This is a genomic window from Kitasatospora sp. NPDC057015, from assembly GCF_042673745.1.
Classification (GTDB): domain Bacteria; phylum Actinomycetota; class Actinomycetes; order Streptomycetales; family Streptomycetaceae; genus Kitasatospora.
Map to the genome: position 1 here is coordinate 204776 of NZ_JBHUSG010000010.1, position 17556 is coordinate 222331.

Sequence of the window (17556 nt, forward strand, 5' to 3'; positions counted from 1 at the left end):
GACAGATCGCGGAACACGCGTGGGCCAGGTCGACGTCGAGTCGACGGCTCAGGTGGGCGTGGCGATCCATGGGCCCCATGCTGGAGTACTGACGAGGCGTCTCACAAGGGCGTCCCAGCACGCGGACGCGCCCGACGGGACGTCACGTCCCGCCGGGCGCGCCCGGACCCGGCCCGCCGGCGGATCTTGCCGGCCAGCCCCTACGCGGCGACCAGCACCCCCGCCGGCTCCAGGGCCAGGGCCAGCACCTCGCGCACGTCCGCCACCGGGTGGACGGTCAACCGCTCCAGCACCTCGGCCGGGACGTCGTCGAGGTCCGGCTCGTTGCGCTTGGGGATGATCACCGTGGTGACGCCGGCCCGGTCGGCGGCGAGCAGCTTCTGCTTCACCCCGCCGATCGGCAGCACCCGCCCGGTGAGCGACACCTCACCGGTCATCGCCACGTCGTTGCGGACCTTGCGGCCGGAGAGCAGCGAGGCCAGCGCGGTGGTCATGGTGATGCCCGCGCTCGGCCCGTCCTTGGGCACGGCCCCGGCCGGCACGTGCAGGTGCACGCCGCGGTCCCGCAGGGAGGTCACCGGCAGCTCCAGTTCGGCGCCGCGCGAGCGCAGGTAGGAGAGCGCGATGTGCGCCGACTCCTTCATCACGTCGCCCAGCTGCCCGGTGAGGGTCAGGCCGGTGCCGCCGGTCTCGGCGTCGGCGAGCGAGGCCTCGATGTAGAGGACGTCGCCGCCCGCGCCGGTCACCGCGAGCCCGGTCGCCACCCCGGGGACGGCGGTGCGCCGCTCGGCCGGCTCCTGGGCCGCCTCCGGGGTGTGGTGCGGCCGGCCGATCAGGGCCCGCAGGTCGCCGGCGCCGATCGCGACCGGCAGCTCGCGCTCGCCGAGCTCGCTCTGCGCGGCCACCTTCCGCAGCACCCGGGCGATGGCGCGCTCCAGGTTCCGCACGCCGGCCTCCCTGGTGTACTCGCCGGCGAGCAGGCGCAGCGCCTCCTCGGTCAGCGAGGCCTGGTCCGGGCTGAGCCCCGCCTTCTCCAGCTGGCGCGGGAGCAGGTGGTCGCGGGCGATGACGACCTTCTCGTCCTCGGTGTAGCCGTCGAGGCGGACCAGCTCCATCCGGTCGAGCAGGGCCTCGGGGATGGCCTCCACCACGTTGGCGGTGGCGAGGAAGACGACGTCGGAGAGGTCGAGCTCGACCTCCAGGTAGTGGTCGCGGAAGGTGTGGTTCTGGGCCGGGTCGAGCACTTCGAGCAGGGCGGCGGCCGGGTCGCCCCGGTAGTCGGAGCCGACCTTGTCGATCTCGTCGAGCAGCACGACCGGGTTCATCGAGCCGGCCTCCTTGATCGCTCGGACGATCCGGCCGGGCAGCGCGCCGACGTAGGTGCGGCGGTGGCCGCGGATCTCGGCCTCGTCCCGGACGCCGCCGAGCGCGACCCGGACGAACGAGCGGCCCATCGCACGGGCCACCGACTCGCCCAGCGAGGTCTTGCCGACCCCGGGCGGGCCGGTGAGCGCCAGCACGGCACCCCCTCGGCGGCCGCCGATCAGGCCGAGCCCCTGGTCGGCGCGGCGCTTGCGGACGGCCAGGTACTCGACGATGCGGTCCTTCACGTCGGCGAGGCCGGCGTGGTCGGCGTCGAGCACGGCGCGGGCGCCGGCGATGTCGTAGGCGTCCTCGGAGCGCTCGTTCCAGGGCAGCTCCAGCACGGTGTCCAGCCAGGTGCGGATCCAGCTGCCCTCGGGCGACTGGTCGGACGCGCGCTCCAGCTTGTCGACCTCCTTGAGGGCCGCCTCGCGGACCTTCGCCGGCAGGTCGGCGGCCTCGACCCGGGCCCGGTAGTCGCCCTCCTCGTCGGCCGGGTCGCCGTTCAGCTCGGCCAGCTCCTTGCGGACGGCCTCCAGCTGGCGGCGGAGCAGGAACTCCTTCTGCTGCTTGGCGACGCCCTCCTCGACGTCCTTGCGGATGGTGTCGTTGACCTCCTCCTCCGCGAGGTGGTCGCGGAGCAGGGTGAGCGCGTACTCCAGGCGGGCGATCTGGTCCGCCTCCAGCAGCACCTTGAGCTTCTGCTCGGCGGTGGCGAAGGGCGCGTACCCGATGTTGTCGGCGAGCTCGCCGACGCCCTCGATCTGGGCCACCCGGTCGACGATCTGCCAGGCGCCGCGCTTGCGCAGCCACTGGGTGGAGACCGCCTTGTACTCCTTGGCCAGCTCGGCGGCCCGGCCGGTGAGCGGGGTCGGCACGGTGGACTCGCGGAACGGGCCGGTCTCCACCCAGAGCGCGGCGCCGGGGCCGGTGGTGCCGACGCCGATCCGGACCCGGCGCACGGCCCGGACGAGCGCCGCCGGGTCTCCGTCGGCGAGCCGGCCGACCTGCTCGACGGTGGCGAGGGTGCCGGCCGCCGCGTACGAGCCGTCCACCCGCGGGACCAGCAGGACCTGGGGCTTCTGGGTGCCGACGGCCGCGGCCCGGGCGGCCTCGACCGCGGCCCGCACCTCGGTGTCCGACAGGTCCAGCGGGACGACCATGCCCGGCAGTACGACCTCGTCGTCGAGCGGCAGGACGGGCAGGGTGAGCGGTGTGGACGTCGATGCCATGATCTCTCCCCAGTCAGTGAAGTTGAGCTGACCTGACTAAGGTTTCGCGAGGGCCGGTTGTTCCCGGGGGGATGTTCGCCGGCAGCGAAAGGGCGGGGGGCCTGCCGGGACCGCGTCAAAAGCCCTGCTGGACAGCCGTGGGCCCGGGCCGGCGGCGGGGTGCGGCCACGACGAACGAGGGGCGGGCCGACGGCGGGGACCGGCCGGGGAGGGTCAGACCCGGTCGAGGACGGCCCGCCCGCGCGGGCGCCCCGTGGGCTCGGGCCCGGCGGCCGGACGGGAGCCGCCGGCCCGACGGGGCGGGCGCGACCGGCGGCGCAGCAGGTACCCGAGGAGGACGCCGAGCACCAGCGCCGCCGGATGGCCGACGCCCGTGACGAGGTCCCGGTCGGCGACCACCTGGTCGGCGACCAGCAGCCCCACTCCCCCCAGCACAAGCAGCCGGCCGACCGGCGGGAGCAGCACGGCGAGCGCCCCCAGAGTGGCGAGCACGCCGTAACTGATCCCGATGTCGAGGCGGTCCAGCGCGTCGGGGCCGAGCCGGCCGGTGCGGACTGCGGCGGCGACCACGCCCTGCGAGAGCAGGGTCGCCAGCACGTGCCCGGCGGCGAACACCCCGGCCGCCCGGGCCGCGCCGACCCGGCGCTCCAGCGGGGCCGCGGCGAGGACGAAGGCCCACAGGTACGGCATCCAGACCGGGCCGGCCACCCAGAAGCCGCTGAGGACCAGTGCCCGCAGCGGATGCCGCAGCAGGTTGTGACCGTCCGTGCTTGACAGCGCCTGGAGGTGGCCGACCAGCCCCGGATCGGCCAGCCGGGAAAAGAGCGTGGTGGCCACGAGCACGCCGAGGAAGGCCAGCGTGAAGGGGGTGCGCCGGGGCGTGGGGAATCGCCGGAGCACCCACGCGGCGACCCCGGTGCGCAGGCCGAAGCGCAGGCCGCCGTAGGGCGGCCCCGGAGCGGCGGACTCCCGTCGCGTCCCTGCCACCGCACCTCCGTTCCCGGCCGGACGACTTTGCTGCCACACTTGTCGTGCTCACGTTACTTTGGGGATCTGAGCATTCCCTGGGAACACGCTGTGAAGATCGAGCACACACGATCGAGGAGTCGGCCCGGATGGTCCGGACCATCCCTCTGTTTACGCACGAGTAGCGGTACCCCCGGGGAGTCTGCCACCCGCTTGGGTGCATACGCACCGTTACGGGGGAAATTCTGGGCGGGTAAGGTATCGGCCCGTGCCAACTCCGGACCGGGCCGGATCCCGGTCCCCGGGGTCGGCCCACGGGCCGAAAACGCCTGGTCCACCTGCCGGAAACCGCCCGCTGTCCGTACTCTGCGGGTGTGCGGAAGGGGTCCGCAGTCCACACCTGCGACCCCGTCCGCACCTGCGGGGACGGCGGACCCGGCACAGTCCACGACGGAACAAGACTACGAGCGGAGCCCGCCGTCCCATCGACGGCCGGCCCGCAGCCCTGGGGGCGGTGGCGTGACCGTGACAGAAATTCAGCAGGACAACAACAACACCAGCAGCGCGGTGAGCAGCCAGCGCAGAGTGCTGGTGGTGGAGGACGAGCCGACGATCGCCGAGTCGATCGCGGCCCGGCTGGGCGCGGAGGGCTTCAAGGTCGCCGTGGCCCACGACGGCCCCGGCGCGGTCGACGGCTTCCACACCTGGCAGCCCGACCTCGTCGTCCTCGACATCATGCTGCCCGGCTTCGACGGCCTGGAGGTGTGCCGGCGGATCCAGGCGCAGCGCCCGGTGCCCGTGCTGATGCTGACCGCCCGCGACGACGAGACCGACCTCCTGGTCGGCCTCGGGGTCGGCGCGGACGACTACATGACCAAGCCGTTCTCCATGCGCGAGTTGGCGGCCCGGGTCAACGTCCTGCTGCGCCGGGTGGAGCGCGCCCAGCAGGCGGCGCGGACGCCGACGCTCGGCAGCCTGCGCTTCGGCGAGCTGGAGATCGACCACGTCCAGCGGCGGGTCCGGCTGGCCTCGGGCGACGTCCACCTGACGCCGACCGAGTTCGACCTGCTCGCCTGCCTGGCGGCCCAGCCGCGCGCGGTGCTCACCCGCGAACAGCTGCTCGCCGAGGTCTGGGACTGGACCGACGCCTCCGGCACCCGGACCGTCGACAGCCACGTGAAGGCGCTGCGCCGCAAGATCGGTGCGAGCTGGATCCGCACCGTCCACGGCGTGGGGTACGCGCTGGAGGCACCGGCCGCCTGACGGCCGGGACGAACGACCAGCGGCTGGGCCTCCGGGGGGCCCATGCCGTGCACGCACAACGGGGGCTCGCGGGGGATCAGTCAGGGGACTCATGACCTTTCCACAGCAACGCAACGGGGACACCGACACCGCCCGGCCGCCGACCCTGGCCGCCCGAGCGGCGCGCCGCGTCTGGGCCGACATCCGACCGCTGGACCCGGTGCGCTCGATCAAGGGCAAACTGACCCTGCTCGTGATCGTCTCGGTCTTCCTGGCCAGCGGCATGGTCGTGGTCGCGATCCGGTCGGAGACCCAGATCCGGATCATCATGATCTTCTCGATGATCGCCTCCCTGCTCTTCATGCAGTTCCTCGCGCACGGGCTGACCGCCCCGCTGCGCGACATGACGCTCGCCGCCCGCGAGATGGCCGGCGGCGACTACAGCCGCCGGGTCGAGGTCTCCTCCCGCGACGAGATCGGCGAGCTGGCCGCGACCTTCAACCAGATGGCGGCCGATCTGGAGGCCGCCGACCGGCACCGGCGCGAGCTGGTCGCCAACGTCTCGCACGAGCTGCGCACGCCGATCGCCGCGCTGCGCGCCGTCCTGGAGAACGTGGTCGACGGGGTCGTCCAGCCCAACCCGGCCACCCTGGGCGCGGCACTGGAGCAGACCGAGCGCCTGGGCCGGCTGGTCACCCACCTGCTGGACCTGTCCAAGCTGGACGGCGGCGTGGTGCCGCTGGACGCCCGCCCCTTCGAGGTGCGCACCTTCCTGGACGGCGTCCTGCGCGGGGTCACGGTGGACGGCGCGACCGCCGGCGGGGCCTTCTCCCGCCGCGGGGACGTACGCCTGGCGCTGGAGGTCCACCCCTCCGGGCTGACCGGCGTCGCGGACCCGGAGCGCCTGCACCAGGTGGTCGCCAACCTGGTCGACAACGCCTGCAAGCACTCCCCGCCCGGGGGCACCGTGACGGTGCGCGCGCGGCCCTCGGCGGATCCCGGCGGACTGCTGCTGGAGGTCGAGGACGAGGGCCCCGGCATCCCGCTGCAGGACCGCGGCCGGGTCTTCGAGCGGTTCAGCCGCAGCGGCGCCGCGACGGCGCAGGGGCCCGGCAGCGACGGCGGTACGGGCCTGGGCCTGGCGATCGCCCGCTGGGCGGTGGACCTGCACGGCGGGCAGATCGAGGTGGCGGAGGCGGCCCGGGGCTGCCGGATCGAGGTCCGGCTGCCCGGGCAGCGGTAGGACGGACGGCGGCTGCCCGGACAGCGGTGCGACGGGCAGCGGCGGCGGGACGGACGGCGGCGGCACCGGCGGGGCTGCCGCGACACGGGGAGAACCGGGGCAACTGTCACACAATCGGGACAGAACATTTCCGATCATGCGACCGTCCACCATGTGGACCGCGCGCATCCGGGTTTTGTCCGGATTTACTAGGGTACGACCACGGATCGGAACCGATCGCTTCCCCTGACCACGGAACTTCTAACGCACTTTTTCGGCCAAATTGCAGGTCACGACTGTGATCTGGGTGACGCCTGGGCTGTTGGGACTACGCGATCACTGATCAGGGGCGTAGCCTTAATCCCCGCTGTCCAACCATCCCAAAAGGAAGCGGAAGAGGGCGGTTGCCGCCGTGTCGCCACAGTCCCCTGAAACCCCCAACAGCTCGGCCCCACGCACTACGACGGAGCCCGCGGGCTTCGGCCCCAATGAGTGGCTCGTCGACGAGATCTACCAGCAGTACCTCCAGGATCCAAACTCGGTCGACCGAGCCTGGTGGGACTTTTTCGCCGACTACAAGCCCGGTACCGAGGTGACTCCAGTGACCCAGGCCGCGACCCAGGTCGGCCCCACGCCGACCCCCGTTGCCGCCCCTGCCCCTGCTGCCGTTCCGGCGGCGCCCGCGCCCGCCGCCCCGGCCGCTCCGGCGCCCGTGCAGCAGGCTCCCGCGCCGTTGGCCGCAGCGCCGGCCGCTCCGCCGGCCCCGAAGGCCGCGGCTCCCGCCGCCGCCCCGGTGGCCACCGCGGGCCCCGAGTTCGTCCCGCTGCGCGGCCCGGCGAAGGCCGTCGCCACCAACATGGACGCCTCGCTGGAGGTGCCGACCGCGACCTCCGTGCGCGCCGTGCCCGCCAAGTTGCTGATCGACAACCGCATCGTCATCAACAACCACCTGCAGCGCGCCCGCGGCGGCAAGGTCTCCTTCACGCACCTGATCGGCTACGCCCTGGTGCAGGCCGTCAAGGCCAGCCCGGGGATGAACCACAGCTACCAGGTCAAGGACGGCAAGCCGTTCCTGGTGAAGCCGGACCACGTGAACCTGGGCCTGGCCATCGACCTGGTGAAGCCCAACGGCGACCGCCAGCTCGTCGTCGCGGCCATCAAGAAGGCCGAGACGCTCGACTTCTTCGGCTTCTGGCAGGCCTACGAGGACATCGTCCGCCGGGCCCGCGCCAACAAGCTGACCATGGACGACTTCACCGGCGTCACGGTCTCGCTGACCAACCCGGGCGGCATCGGCACCGTGCACTCCGTGCCGCGCCTGATGCAGAACCAGGGCACCATCGTCGGCGTCGGCGCGATGGAGTACCCGGCCGAGTTCCAGGGCTCGTCCCCGGACACCCTGGCCAAGCTGGGCATCTCCAAGATCATGACGCTCACCTCGACCTACGACCACCGGGTCATCCAGGGCGCGGCGTCGGGCGAGTTCCTGCGCACCATCCACCAGCTCCTGCTGGGCGAGCACGGCTTCTACGACGAGATCTTCGAGTCGCTGCGGATCCCGTACGAGCCGGTCCGCTGGGCGACCGACGTCGCCGCCACCCACGACGACGAGGTCAACAAGACCGCGCGCGTCATGGAGCTGATCCACTCCTACCGGGTCCGCGGCCACCTGATGGCCGACACCGACCCGCTGGAGTACAAGCAGCGCAAGCACCCCGACCTGGACGTCGTGGAGCACGGGCTGACCCTGTGGGACCTGGAGCGCGAGTTCGCCGTCGGCGGCTTCGGCGGCCACAAGATGATGAAGCTCCGCGACATCCTCGGCCTGCTGCGCAACACGTACTGCCGCACGGTCGGCATCGAGTACATGCACATCCAGGACCCGAAGCAGCGCAAGTGGCTGCAGCAGCGCCTGGAGAAGCCGTACACCAAGCCCGAGCGCGAGGAGCAGCTGCGCATCCTGCGCCGGCTGAACTCCGCGGAGGCCTTCGAGACCTTCCTGCAGACCAAGTACGTCGGGCAGAAGCGCTTCTCGCTGGAGGGCGGCGAGTCGCTCATCCCGCTGCTGGACGCCACCATCGACTCGGCCGCCGAGCACCGCCTCGACGAGGCCGTGATCGGCATGGCGCACCGCGGCCGCCTGAACGTGCTCGCCAACATCGTCGGCAAGCCGTACGGCAAGATCTTCGGCGAGTTCGAGGGCAACCTCGACCCGAAGTCGATGCACGGCTCCGGCGACGTCAAGTACCACCTGGGCTCCGAGGGCACCTTCACCGGCCTGGACGGGGAGACCATCAAGGTCTCGCTGGCCGCGAACCCCTCCCACCTGGAGACGGTCGACCCGGTCGTCGAGGGCATCGCCCGCGCCAAGCAGGACGTCCTCGACCTGGCCGGCACGTCCTTCCCGGTGCTGCCGATCCAGATCCACGGCGACGCGGCCTTCGCGGGCCAGGGCGTGGTCGCGGAGACGCTGAACATGTCGCAGCTGCGCGGCTACCGCACCGGCGGCACCGTGCACGTCGTGGTGAACAACCAGGTCGGCTTCACCGCCGCCCCGGCCTCCTCGCGCTCCTCGATGTACTGCACCGACGTGGCCCGCATGATCGAGGCGCCGATCTTCCACGTGAACGGCGACGACCCGGAGGCCGTGGTCCGCGTCGCGCGCCTGGCGTTCGAGTTCCGCCAGGAGTTCCACAAGGACGTCGTGATCGACCTCATCTGCTACCGCCGCCGCGGTCACAACGAGGCCGACAACCCGTCGTTCACCCAGCCGCTGATGTACGACCTGATCGACAAGAAGCGCTCGGTGCGCAAGCTGTACACCGAGGGCCTGATCGGTCGCGGCGACATCACCATGGAAGAGGCGGAGCAGGCGCTCCAGGACTTCCAGGGCCAGCTGGAGAAGGTCTTCTCCGAGGTCCGCGACGCCGCCCAGACCCCGGCCTCCGCGGCCGGCGGCAAGCCGCAGGCGGACTTCCCGGTCAACATCCAGACCGGCATCTCCCAGGAGATGGTGAAGCGGATCGCCGCCTCGCAGGTCAACCTGCCGGACTGGCTGACCGTCCACCCGCGCCTGCTGCCGCAGCTGCAGCGCCGCGCGGCCTCGGTCGAGGACAACACCATCGACTGGGCCATGGGCGAGACCCTCGCCATCGGCTCGCTGCTGATGGAGGGCCACCCCGTCCGCCTCGCCGGCCAGGACAGCCGCCGCGGCACCTTCGGCCAGCGCCACGCGGTGCTGATCGACCGGGTCACCGGCGAGGACTACACCCCGCTGCTGTACCTGACCGAGGACCAGGCCCGCTACACCGTCTACGACAGCCTGCTGTCGGAGTACGCGGCGATGGGCTTCGAGTACGGCTACTCGCTGACCCGGCCGAACGCGCTGGTCATGTGGGAGGCCCAGTTCGGTGACTTCGTCAACGGCGCGCAGACCGTCGTCGACGAGTACATCGCCTCCGCCGAGCAGAAGTGGGGCCAGCACTCCGGCGTCACCCTGCTCCTGCCGCACGGCTACGAGGGCCAGGGGCCGGACCACTCGTCCGCCCGCCCCGAGCGCTTCCTGCAGCTGTGCGCGCAGAACAACATGACGGTCGCGATGCCGACCCTGCCGTCGAACTACTTCCACCTGCTGCGCTGGCAGGCGCACAACCCGCACCACAAGCCGCTGATCGTCTTCACCCCGAAGTCGATGCTGCGTCTGAAGGCCGCGGCGAGTGCCACCGAGGAGTTCACCGCCGGCTCGTTCCGCCCGGTCATCGGTGACACCACCGTCGACCCGGCCAACGTCCGCAAGGTGGTCATCACGGCGGGCAAGTTCTACTACGACGTGGCGGCGGCCCGTGCCGAGCGCGGGGTCACCGACACCGCGATCGTCCGGGTCGAGCGGCTCTACCCGCTGCCGGTGGCCGAGCTCCAGGAGGAGCTGGGCCGGTACGGCGACGACGTCCAGTTCATCTGGGCGCAGGAGGAGCCGGCCAACCAGGGTGCCTGGCCGTTCATCGCGATGAACCTGGTCGACCACCTCCAGGTCGTCGTCGGCCGCAGCGCGGGCGGCGCCCGCCTGCGCCGGGTGGCGCGCACCGCCTCGTCCGCCCCGGCGGTCGGCTCGGCCAAGCGGCACGCCGCCGAGCAGCAGGCGCTGCTGGAGGAGATCTTCACCCTCTGACATCCGTCGCACCGAAGGCCCGGTCCTCGCACGCCAGTGCGGGCGCCGGGCCTTCGGCGTTCCCTCGACGTCTCGCCGAAGTCCCAGCTCTGCAACCATCCGGCGGACGGATTGGGCCGCGGCCTGACGGGTCGATAGGTTATGGCCCGTCACGCCGCCGCCCGCAGGCCCGTCACGCGGCCCGGCGGCGGCCACAGCCACGTCCGACCGGCCACGGGCACCGCGCCGCTCGCGGGCCCCGCGGCCGGCCGGACCAACCGCTCGTACCAGGGGGACACCCGTATGACCGCCGAGAATCCTCGGGACGCCGCCGTTCCACCGCTGCCGCCGATCTTCCAGCCGCTGCTGCCCGAGGACCCGCGGGAGGTCGGCGGGTACCGCCTGTTCGCCCGGCTGGGCGCGGGCGGCATGGGCCGGGTCTACTTGTCGTACACGCCGGGCGGGCGCCCGGTCGCGCTGAAGGTGGTCCGGCCGGAGTTCGCCGAGGACGTGGAGTTCCGGCGCCGCTTCGCCCAGGAGGTGGCCAACGCCCAGCGCATCCACGGGCTGTACACCGCCCAGGTGATCGACTCCGGTCTGGCCGCCGACGCGCCCTGGCTGGTCACCGCCTACGTCCCCGGCCCCTCGCTGCAGCAGGTGGTGCGCGAGCACGGCGCCCTCCCGGTGCGGACCGTCCTGCTGCTGACCGGCGGCATCGCGGAGGCGCTGCAGGCCATCCACAGCGTCGAGGTGGTGCACCGGGACCTCAAGCCGGCCAACGTGCTGATCGCCGGCGACGGCCCCCGGGTGATCGACTTCGGCATCGCCCGCGCCGCCGACGCCACCGCGCTGACCGGCACCGGATTCCGGATCGGCTCCCCCGCCTTCATGGCACCCGAGCAGGCCCAGGGCCGGGCCGTCACCCCCGCCACCGACGTCTTCGCGCTCGGCGCGCTGGCCGCGTACGTCGCGAGCGGCATCCCGCCCTTCGGCGAGGGCCCGGAGACGGCCGTGCTCTACCGGGTGGTGCACGAGCCGCCGGAGCTGGACGGCGTGCCGGCCGACCTGCGCGAGCTGCTGCAGCGCTGCCTGGCCAAGAACCCTGAGGACCGCCCCAGGCCCGCCGAGATCATCGAGATCGCCCGCAACCACCCGGTGGTCGGCGGTCAGCTGCGGTTCGCCGACGACTGGCTGCCCCGACAGATCAACACCGAGATCACCCGCCGCTCGGACCTGCCGAAGACCCCGCCGACCCCGCTGCCGGTGCCCCCGGCGACCGCCCCCGCCTTCGGGCCGCCGACCACCGCACCGACCACCGCGCCGGGCTTCCCCCCGCCGCCGGCGGGCGCACCCGGCTTCGGCCCGCCGCAGACCCCGCCGCAGCCGCAGCCCGGATTCGTCCCGCCGCCGGTCGGCTCGTACGGTGTCGCGCAGCCCGCCAACGAGGCGCCCACCGGCCCGCTGCTCCCCTCCCCGCCCACCGTGCAGCTGCACCAGCAGCCGTCGTTCGACACCCCGCCGCCCGGCCCGGTCGTCACCGACACCCCGGCCGCGGCCCCGGAGCCCCGGCGCCGCGGGGTGTCCTGGAAGGTGCTGCTGACCGTCGCCCTGGTGATGGCCGTCGGCGGCACCGCGGGCGGGATCGTGCTGGTCAAGCAGCTCGACAAGGGCAAGGACAAGGGCGTGAACAGCGCGGCGGGCGGCAGCTCGCCCACCGCCGGCCCGAGCAGCCCGCAGGCCGCCCCCACGCCGTCCGCCTCCGCGCCGAGCGACAGCCCGTCGCCGAGCAGGAGCACCGCGGCCGGCGCCTCCAAGTCGCCGTCCGCGGCGGCCAGCACGCCGCGGGGGGCCGCCGTCTACACCGCCGTCTACCAGGACCGCGAGCTCGGCACGCCGGACTACAACTACGGGTACGACCTCGCCGAGGGCAAGGTGGTCAACTCCTCCGCCAACCCGTCCTGGGAGCTGGAGACCGGATCCTCGTCCTTCCAGTGGAACGGCACCGACGCGTACATCACCCCGGACGCCCAGCTGACGCCGGAGCAGTGCTCGGCCGCCATCGACCGGCAGCCGACCGGGTCGCTGCGCTACGACGCGCTGCCGCCCGGGCGGATCTTCTGCCTGCGCCACCGCGCCAGCGGCAGCATCGTGATCGCCAAGGTGCTGACCCAGGGCAACTCCAGCGGCGCCACCAAGCTCGCGGTCACCTACTACCGCAACGACGGCTGACCGGCAGCGCCCGGCGGCGCCACCGCGACGGCGGCCGGCCGGGCGCCCGGGTCTATCCTGACCTGGTCGAAATCCCACCGGACCGGAGCGCACCGTGTACTTCACCGACCGTGGCATCGAGGAGCTGGCGAGCCGGCGCGGCGACGAGGAGGTCACCCTGGAGTGGCTGTCCGAGCGCCTGCGCGAGTTCGTCGACCTCAACCCCGACTTCGAGATCCCGGTCGAGCGGCTGGCCACCTGGCTGGCCCGGCTCGACGACGAGGACGACGAGTAGGTGCGGCTGAACCGGCTACGGCCGGGACGAGGGCCCGGGAGGCAACCGCCTCCCGGGCCCTCGGCGTTTCCCCCGGCCCTCCCTGCTTCCCGGCCGGCCTCGCTCCCCGGCCCTCGGGCCCGCCGGGTCGTCGGGGCTCTCCCCGAGAGCGTCCGGGGGCCTCCCCCGAGCCCACCCCGAGGCCGACCCTGAGCCCACCCCGGCTTCCGCCGGGCACGCTTGACTTACCCCGCACGCGATATATCGTGTTCATCAGGAGCTCGCGATACATCGCGAATCACAACGGGAGGCGGCACAGATGAGCCAGTGGACGGTCAGCGAACCCGGCAGGATCACCTTCGACGAGCCGGTCGGAACCCTGCACGTGCGGATCATCGAGGGCGCCGTGAACGTCGTCGCCGCCGAGGGCCCGGCCCGGCTGGAGGTCACCGAGCTGGACGGCGACCCGCTGCAGGTCACCGTGGAGGACGGAGTGCTCACGGTGACCTACAAGAACCTCAACTGGGGCGAGCTCGGCGAGTCCGTCAAGTCCGTCCAGTCCGTGAAGGAGCTGTTCCGCTCGCTGCGCCTCAAGCGCCGGGCCGTGGTCTCGCTCGCCGTCCCGGCGGGCGCCGAGGTGAAGATCGGCACCGTGTCGGCGGAGACCACCGTCTCCGGAGTGGCGGGCCACGTCGCCGTGCACGGCGCCACCGGTGCCACCACCCTGGTCGGCCTCTCCGGCCGTACCGAGGCCAACTCCGTGTCCGGGGACGTCGACGCGCAGTCCGTCTCCGGGGAGCTCAAGGTGAAGACCGTCTCCGGCGGGATCACCGTGGTCGCCGGCACCGCCGACCGGCTCTCCGCCAGCTCGGTCAGCGGCGCCGTCACCCTCGACCTGGACGTGGAGACCCCGTCCGACATCAAGGTCAACACGGTCAGCGGCGCGGTCGGCGTCCGGCTGCCCTCGCTCGCCGACGCCCGGGTGGAGGCCGGCACCAACAGCGGGGACGTCTCCAGCACCTTCGAGCAGCTGAAGGTCAACGGCACCTGGGGCGCCAAGAAGCTCTCCGGCCAGCTCGGCGACGGCAAGGGCAGCCTGCAGGTCACCACGGTCTCCGGCGCGGTGACGGTGCTGCACCGCCCCGACACCGAGGACGAGGGCCCGGTCGTCGTCAAGGAGCTCCCCGCCGGCCCCGACCTCACCAAGGAGGTCTGAGATGACCCCGGTCTTCGGCCACGGCCGCCTTCGCCTCTACCTGCTCAAGCTGCTCGACGAGGCGCCCCGGCACGGCTACGAGGTGATCCGACTGCTGGAGGAGCGCTTCGAGGGCCTGTACGCGCCGTCCGCCGGCACCGTCTACCCCCGGCTCGCCAAGCTGGAGCAGGAGGGCCTGGTCACCCACAGCACCGAGGGCGGTCGCAAGGTCTACCGGCTGACCGACGCCGGGCACGCCGAGCTGGACTCCCGGCAGGGCGAGATCGCCGAGCTGGAGGTGGAGATCCGGGACTCGGTGGCCCAGCTGGCCGGCGCGATCCGCGAGGACGTCCGGGACAGCGCCAAGGACCTGCGCGAGGAGCTCTGGGGCGCGGCCAAGCAGGCGCCCCGGGCCGAGCAGGCCGCCGGCGGCGACCGGGACCCGTGGGCCGGACCGTGGGGCGACAAGGAGAGCTGGCAGCGGGCCAAGGAGGAGTTCGCCCAGTTCAAGGCGCACGCCAAGGAGCAGGCCAAGCGCGCCAAGGAGCAGGAGAAGGCCGCCAAGGCCAAGGCGAAGGCCGCCGAGGAGGAGGCCCGCCGGCTGCGCGAGCAGTCCCGGGCCGCCCGCACCGCCGCCCAGCAGGAGGCGCTGCGGATCAAGCGCCGGGTCGAGCAGCAGGTCCGCGAGCACGCCGCGCGCGGCGACTGGCCGACCGGCCTCGCCGAGGGCCTCTCGGAGCTGACCAAGGGGCTGGCCGGCCTGGCGGACGCCGCCAAGTGGGGCCACCCGACCGCGGGCGGGCCGGCGGCCGACGAGGAGATCCGGGTGACCCGGATCGACCTCGACAAGGAGGACACCGCCGACGCCGCGCCGACGGCGCCCGCCGACCTCCCCGGCTGGACGGCGACCGACCCGGCGGGCGACCCGGCCCGTGAGCTGGAGCGGCTGCTCGACCGCTTCCGCGACCAGGTCAGGGACACCGCGCGGGACGGCGGGGTGACGGCCGAGCAGTTGGAGGGGGCCCGCGGCGCGCTCGCGGTGGCCGCCGCGCGACTGCGCGGGCTGCTGGGCTGACGACCGCCCGGCCGGGCCCGGTGCTCCCCCGAGGGGGGCGCCGGGCCCGCGCGCGTCCGGGCCCGTTCGTGTGCCGGCGCGTCAGGGCGACAGGGCGTCAGGGTGCCGACGCGTCACGACGTCACGGCGTCAGCACGATCTTGCCGAAGACGTCGCCCTTGGCCAGGCGGGCGAAGCCCTCCCGGGCGTCGGCCAGCGGAAGCACCGAGTCGATCACCGGCCGGACGCCGGAGTTGGCGCAGAGCGCCAGCAGCCCGGCCAGCTCCTCCTTGGTGCCCATGGTCGAGCCGACCACCTTCAGCTCCAGGAAGAAGATCCGGTTCAGCTCGGTGGCCTTGGGGTTGGCGCCGGAGGTGGCACCCGAGATGACGATCGTGCCGCCGGGCCGCAGCGACTTGACGGAGTGGGACCAGGTGGCGGCGCCGACGGTCTCCATCACCGCGTCCACCCGCTCGGGCAGCCGGCTGCCGCTCTCGAAGGCGGCGTCGGCGCCCAGTTCGACCGCCCGGGCCCGCTTGGCCTCGTCCCGGCCGGTGACCCAGACCCGCAGCCCGGCGGCCTTGCCGAGCACCACCAGGGCGGTCGAGACGCCGCCGCCGGCGCCCTGCACCAGCACGGTGTCCCCGGGCCGCACGCCCGCGTTGGTGAACAGCATCCGGTACGCCGTCAGCCAGGCGGTGGGCAGGCAGGCCGCCTCGGCGAAGGAGAGCTCGGCGGGCTTGGGCAGCAGGTTCCAGGTGGGTACGGCGACCTTCTGCGCGAAGGTGCCCTGGTAGCGCTCCGTCAGGATGGAGCGCGGCTCGGCCGGTCCCACCCCGTGTCCGCTCTGGCCGATCACGGAGTGGATGACCACCTCGCTGCCGTCCTCGTCGACACCGGCGGCGTCGCAGCCGAGGATCATCGGCAGCCGTTCGGCGGGCAGCCCGACCCCGCGCAGCGACCACAGGTCGTGGTGGTTGAGGGTGACGGCGCGTACCGTCACCACGCTCCAACCGGGCCGGGCCTGCGGCTCGGGGAGCTCGCCGACCTCCAGTCCGCTCAGGGGGTCTTCGGCGTCGATACGTGCGGCGTAGGCAGCGAACATGCCACGGACGATAGCGCCGGACGCCGGAGGCCCGGAACAACACGGGGGTGTGACCTCCACCGCGTGTTCCGGGCCTCCGGAAGGTGCTAGGGCCTGTCCGGCGGGATCCGCCGGACGGGCCCAGGGGCGCGCGTCGCGGCTACCGCCGGGCGACGCCCTCGCGCCGGGCGGCCTCGGCGACCGCCTTGGTGACGGCCGGGGCGACCCGCTCGTCGAACGGCGAGGGGATGACCTTCTGCGCCGTCAGCTCGTCGGCGACCACGCCGGCCAGGGCCTGGGCGGCGGCGAGCTTCATGCCCTCGGTGATCCGGGTGGCCCGGACCTGGAGGGCGCCGGCGAAGATGCCGGGGAAGGCCAGCACGTTGTTGATCTGGTTCGGGAAGTCGCTGCGGCCGGTGGCGACCACGGCGGCGTACTTGTGCGCGACCTCCGGGTGGATCTCCGGGGTGGGGTTGGCCATCGCGAAGATGAAGCAGCCCTCGGCCATGGTGGCGACGGCCTCCTCCGGCACGGTGCCGCCGGAGACGCCGATGAAGACGTCGGCGCCGTTCAGCGCGTCGGCCAGCGAGCCCTTGAGGCCGGCCTTGTTGGTGACGGCGGCGATCTCGGCCTTGACGTCGGTCAGGTCGCCCCGGCCGTCGTACACCACGCCGCGGCGGTCGCAGACGGAGACGTCGCCGATGCCGGCGGCCACCAGCATCTTGGCGATGGCGATGCCCGCGGCGCCGGCGCCGGAGATGACGGCGCGCAGGTCGCCGATCTCGCGGCCGGTCACCTTGGCGGCGTTCCACAGGGCGGCGGTGGAGACGATCGCGGTGCCGTGCTGGTCGTCGTGGAAGATCGGGATGTCCAGGGCGTCCTGGAGCCGGCGCTCGATCTCGAAGCAGCGGGGGGCGGAGATGTCCTCCAGGTTGACGCCGCCGAAGGACGGTGCCATCCGGACCACGGTCTCGACGATCTCGTCCACGTCCGTGCAGGCCAGCGCGATCGGCACGGCGTCGACGCCGCCGAACTGCTTGAACAGGATGGCCTTGCCCTCCATGACGGGGAGCGAGGCCTCGGGGCCGATGTCACCGAGGCCGAGCACCGCGGTGCCGTCGGTGACGACCGCGACCACGTTGGACTTCCAGGTGTAGTCGTTCACCAGTTCGGGCTGCTCGGCGATGGCGGTGCAGACCCGGGCGACGCCGGGCGTGTAGGCGAGGGACAGATCGTCCGCGTCGCGCACCGGAACCGTGGCCCGGACCTCCATCTTGCCGCCGCGGTGAAGCGCGAAGACGGCATCGACGGGGTCGATGGTGTCCTGGGTGTCCTGGGTGTTGGGGTGGATGATCTCCGCTGCCACGATGACCTCTTCGTCATTGATCAGCGAGGGCGCGGTCCGACGGGCGGGCGACCACGTCCAGGGAAACTGGAAACCGGGTACGCCGAAGCGGACCCGGGTCGGGGTCGGGGCGCTGCCGTCGGGCGGCGCCCTCGGGTGAGGGTTTTGTGTCGTATGTCTGCGCTGTGCTTCCGGGCCGAGCGTAGGTCGGACGGAGGCATCGCA

The 17556-nt window shown here is 72.9% G+C and carries 11 protein-coding genes; 7 read left to right on the forward strand and 4 right to left on the reverse strand.

Annotated features, from left to right (window positions below; genetic code table 11):
• Window positions 1–200: 200 nt before the first annotated feature.
• Together lon and ACFTWP_RS13115 are read right to left on the reverse strand one after the other, a co-directional pair.
• Window positions 201–2594, reverse strand: a complete 2394-nt coding sequence (gene lon, locus ACFTWP_RS13110) for an endopeptidase La (RefSeq protein ID WP_380264560.1) — start codon at window positions 2592–2594, stop codon at window positions 201–203.
• Window positions 2595–2807: 213 nt separating this feature from the next.
• Window positions 2808–3581, reverse strand: coding sequence for a rhomboid-like protein (locus tag ACFTWP_RS13115; protein ID WP_380264561.1), 774 nt, complete (start codon window positions 3579–3581; stop codon window positions 2808–2810).
• 504 nt (window positions 3582–4085) lie between these two features.
• On the opposite strand from ACFTWP_RS13115, the gene ACFTWP_RS13120 reads away from it, so the two are divergent.
• From ACFTWP_RS13120 to ACFTWP_RS13150, 7 genes are all read left to right on the forward strand, one after another.
• On the forward strand, window positions 4086–4823 hold the full coding sequence (locus ACFTWP_RS13120) for a response regulator transcription factor (RefSeq protein WP_380264562.1): 738 nt from the start codon (window positions 4086–4088) through the stop codon (window positions 4821–4823).
• A gap of 91 nt (window positions 4824–4914) precedes the next feature.
• Complete coding sequence (locus ACFTWP_RS13125) at window positions 4915–6045, forward strand: sensor histidine kinase (protein ID WP_380264563.1); 1131 nt, start codon at window positions 4915–4917, stop codon at window positions 6043–6045.
• A gap of 391 nt (window positions 6046–6436) precedes the next feature.
• Window positions 6437–10192, forward strand: coding sequence for a multifunctional oxoglutarate decarboxylase/oxoglutarate dehydrogenase thiamine pyrophosphate-binding subunit/dihydrolipoyllysine-residue succinyltransferase subunit (locus ACFTWP_RS13130; protein WP_380264564.1), 3756 nt, complete (start codon window positions 6437–6439; stop codon window positions 10190–10192).
• 282 nt (window positions 10193–10474) lie between these two features.
• On the forward strand, window positions 10475–12400 hold the full coding sequence (locus ACFTWP_RS13135) for a serine/threonine-protein kinase (RefSeq protein WP_380264565.1): 1926 nt from the start codon (window positions 10475–10477) through the stop codon (window positions 12398–12400).
• A 94-nt stretch (window positions 12401–12494) separates the two neighbouring features.
• On the forward strand, window positions 12495–12674 hold the full coding sequence (locus ACFTWP_RS13140; RefSeq protein WP_380264566.1) for a DUF6104 family protein: 180 nt from the start codon (window positions 12495–12497) through the stop codon (window positions 12672–12674).
• Window positions 12675–12972: 298 nt separating this feature from the next.
• Complete coding sequence (locus ACFTWP_RS13145; protein ID WP_380264567.1) at window positions 12973–13869, forward strand: DUF4097 domain-containing protein; 897 nt, start codon at window positions 12973–12975, stop codon at window positions 13867–13869.
• Window position 13870: 1 nt separating this feature from the next.
• Window positions 13871–14923, forward strand: coding sequence for a PadR family transcriptional regulator (locus ACFTWP_RS13150; RefSeq protein ID WP_380264568.1), 1053 nt, complete (start codon window positions 13871–13873; stop codon window positions 14921–14923).
• Window positions 14924–15044: 121 nt separating this feature from the next.
• On the opposite strand, the gene ACFTWP_RS13155 is transcribed toward ACFTWP_RS13150, so the two are convergent.
• Both ACFTWP_RS13155 and ACFTWP_RS13160 read right to left on the reverse strand, forming a co-directional pair.
• Window positions 15045–16007 (reverse strand): zinc-binding dehydrogenase, encoded by a 963-nt coding sequence (locus ACFTWP_RS13155; RefSeq protein WP_380264569.1) that lies wholly within the window; start codon window positions 16005–16007, stop codon window positions 15045–15047.
• A gap of 139 nt (window positions 16008–16146) precedes the next feature.
• Entirely contained in the window at window positions 16147–17352 is a 1206-nt protein-coding gene (locus tag ACFTWP_RS13160) for an NADP-dependent malic enzyme (protein ID WP_380264570.1), read from the reverse strand.
• Window positions 17353–17556: the final 204 nt, after the last annotated feature.

Excerpts from the sequence above, each read along its gene's own strand:
- lon (WP_380264560.1), bottom strand. The coding sequence starts at position 2,594 with ATGGCATCGACGTCCACACCGCTCACCCTGCCCGTCCTGCCGCTCGAC.
- ACFTWP_RS13125 (WP_380264563.1), top strand. The coding sequence starts at position 4,915 with ATGACCTTTCCACAGCAACGCAACGGGGACACCGACACCGCCCGGCCG.
- ACFTWP_RS13135 (WP_380264565.1), top strand. The coding sequence starts at position 10,475 with ATGACCGCCGAGAATCCTCGGGACGCCGCCGTTCCACCGCTGCCGCCG.
- ACFTWP_RS13145 (WP_380264567.1), top strand. The coding sequence starts at position 12,973 with ATGAGCCAGTGGACGGTCAGCGAACCCGGCAGGATCACCTTCGACGAG.
- ACFTWP_RS13150 (WP_380264568.1), top strand. The coding sequence starts at position 13,871 with ATGACCCCGGTCTTCGGCCACGGCCGCCTTCGCCTCTACCTGCTCAAG.
- ACFTWP_RS13155 (WP_380264569.1), bottom strand. The coding sequence starts at position 16,007 with ATGTTCGCTGCCTACGCCGCACGTATCGACGCCGAAGACCCCCTGAGC.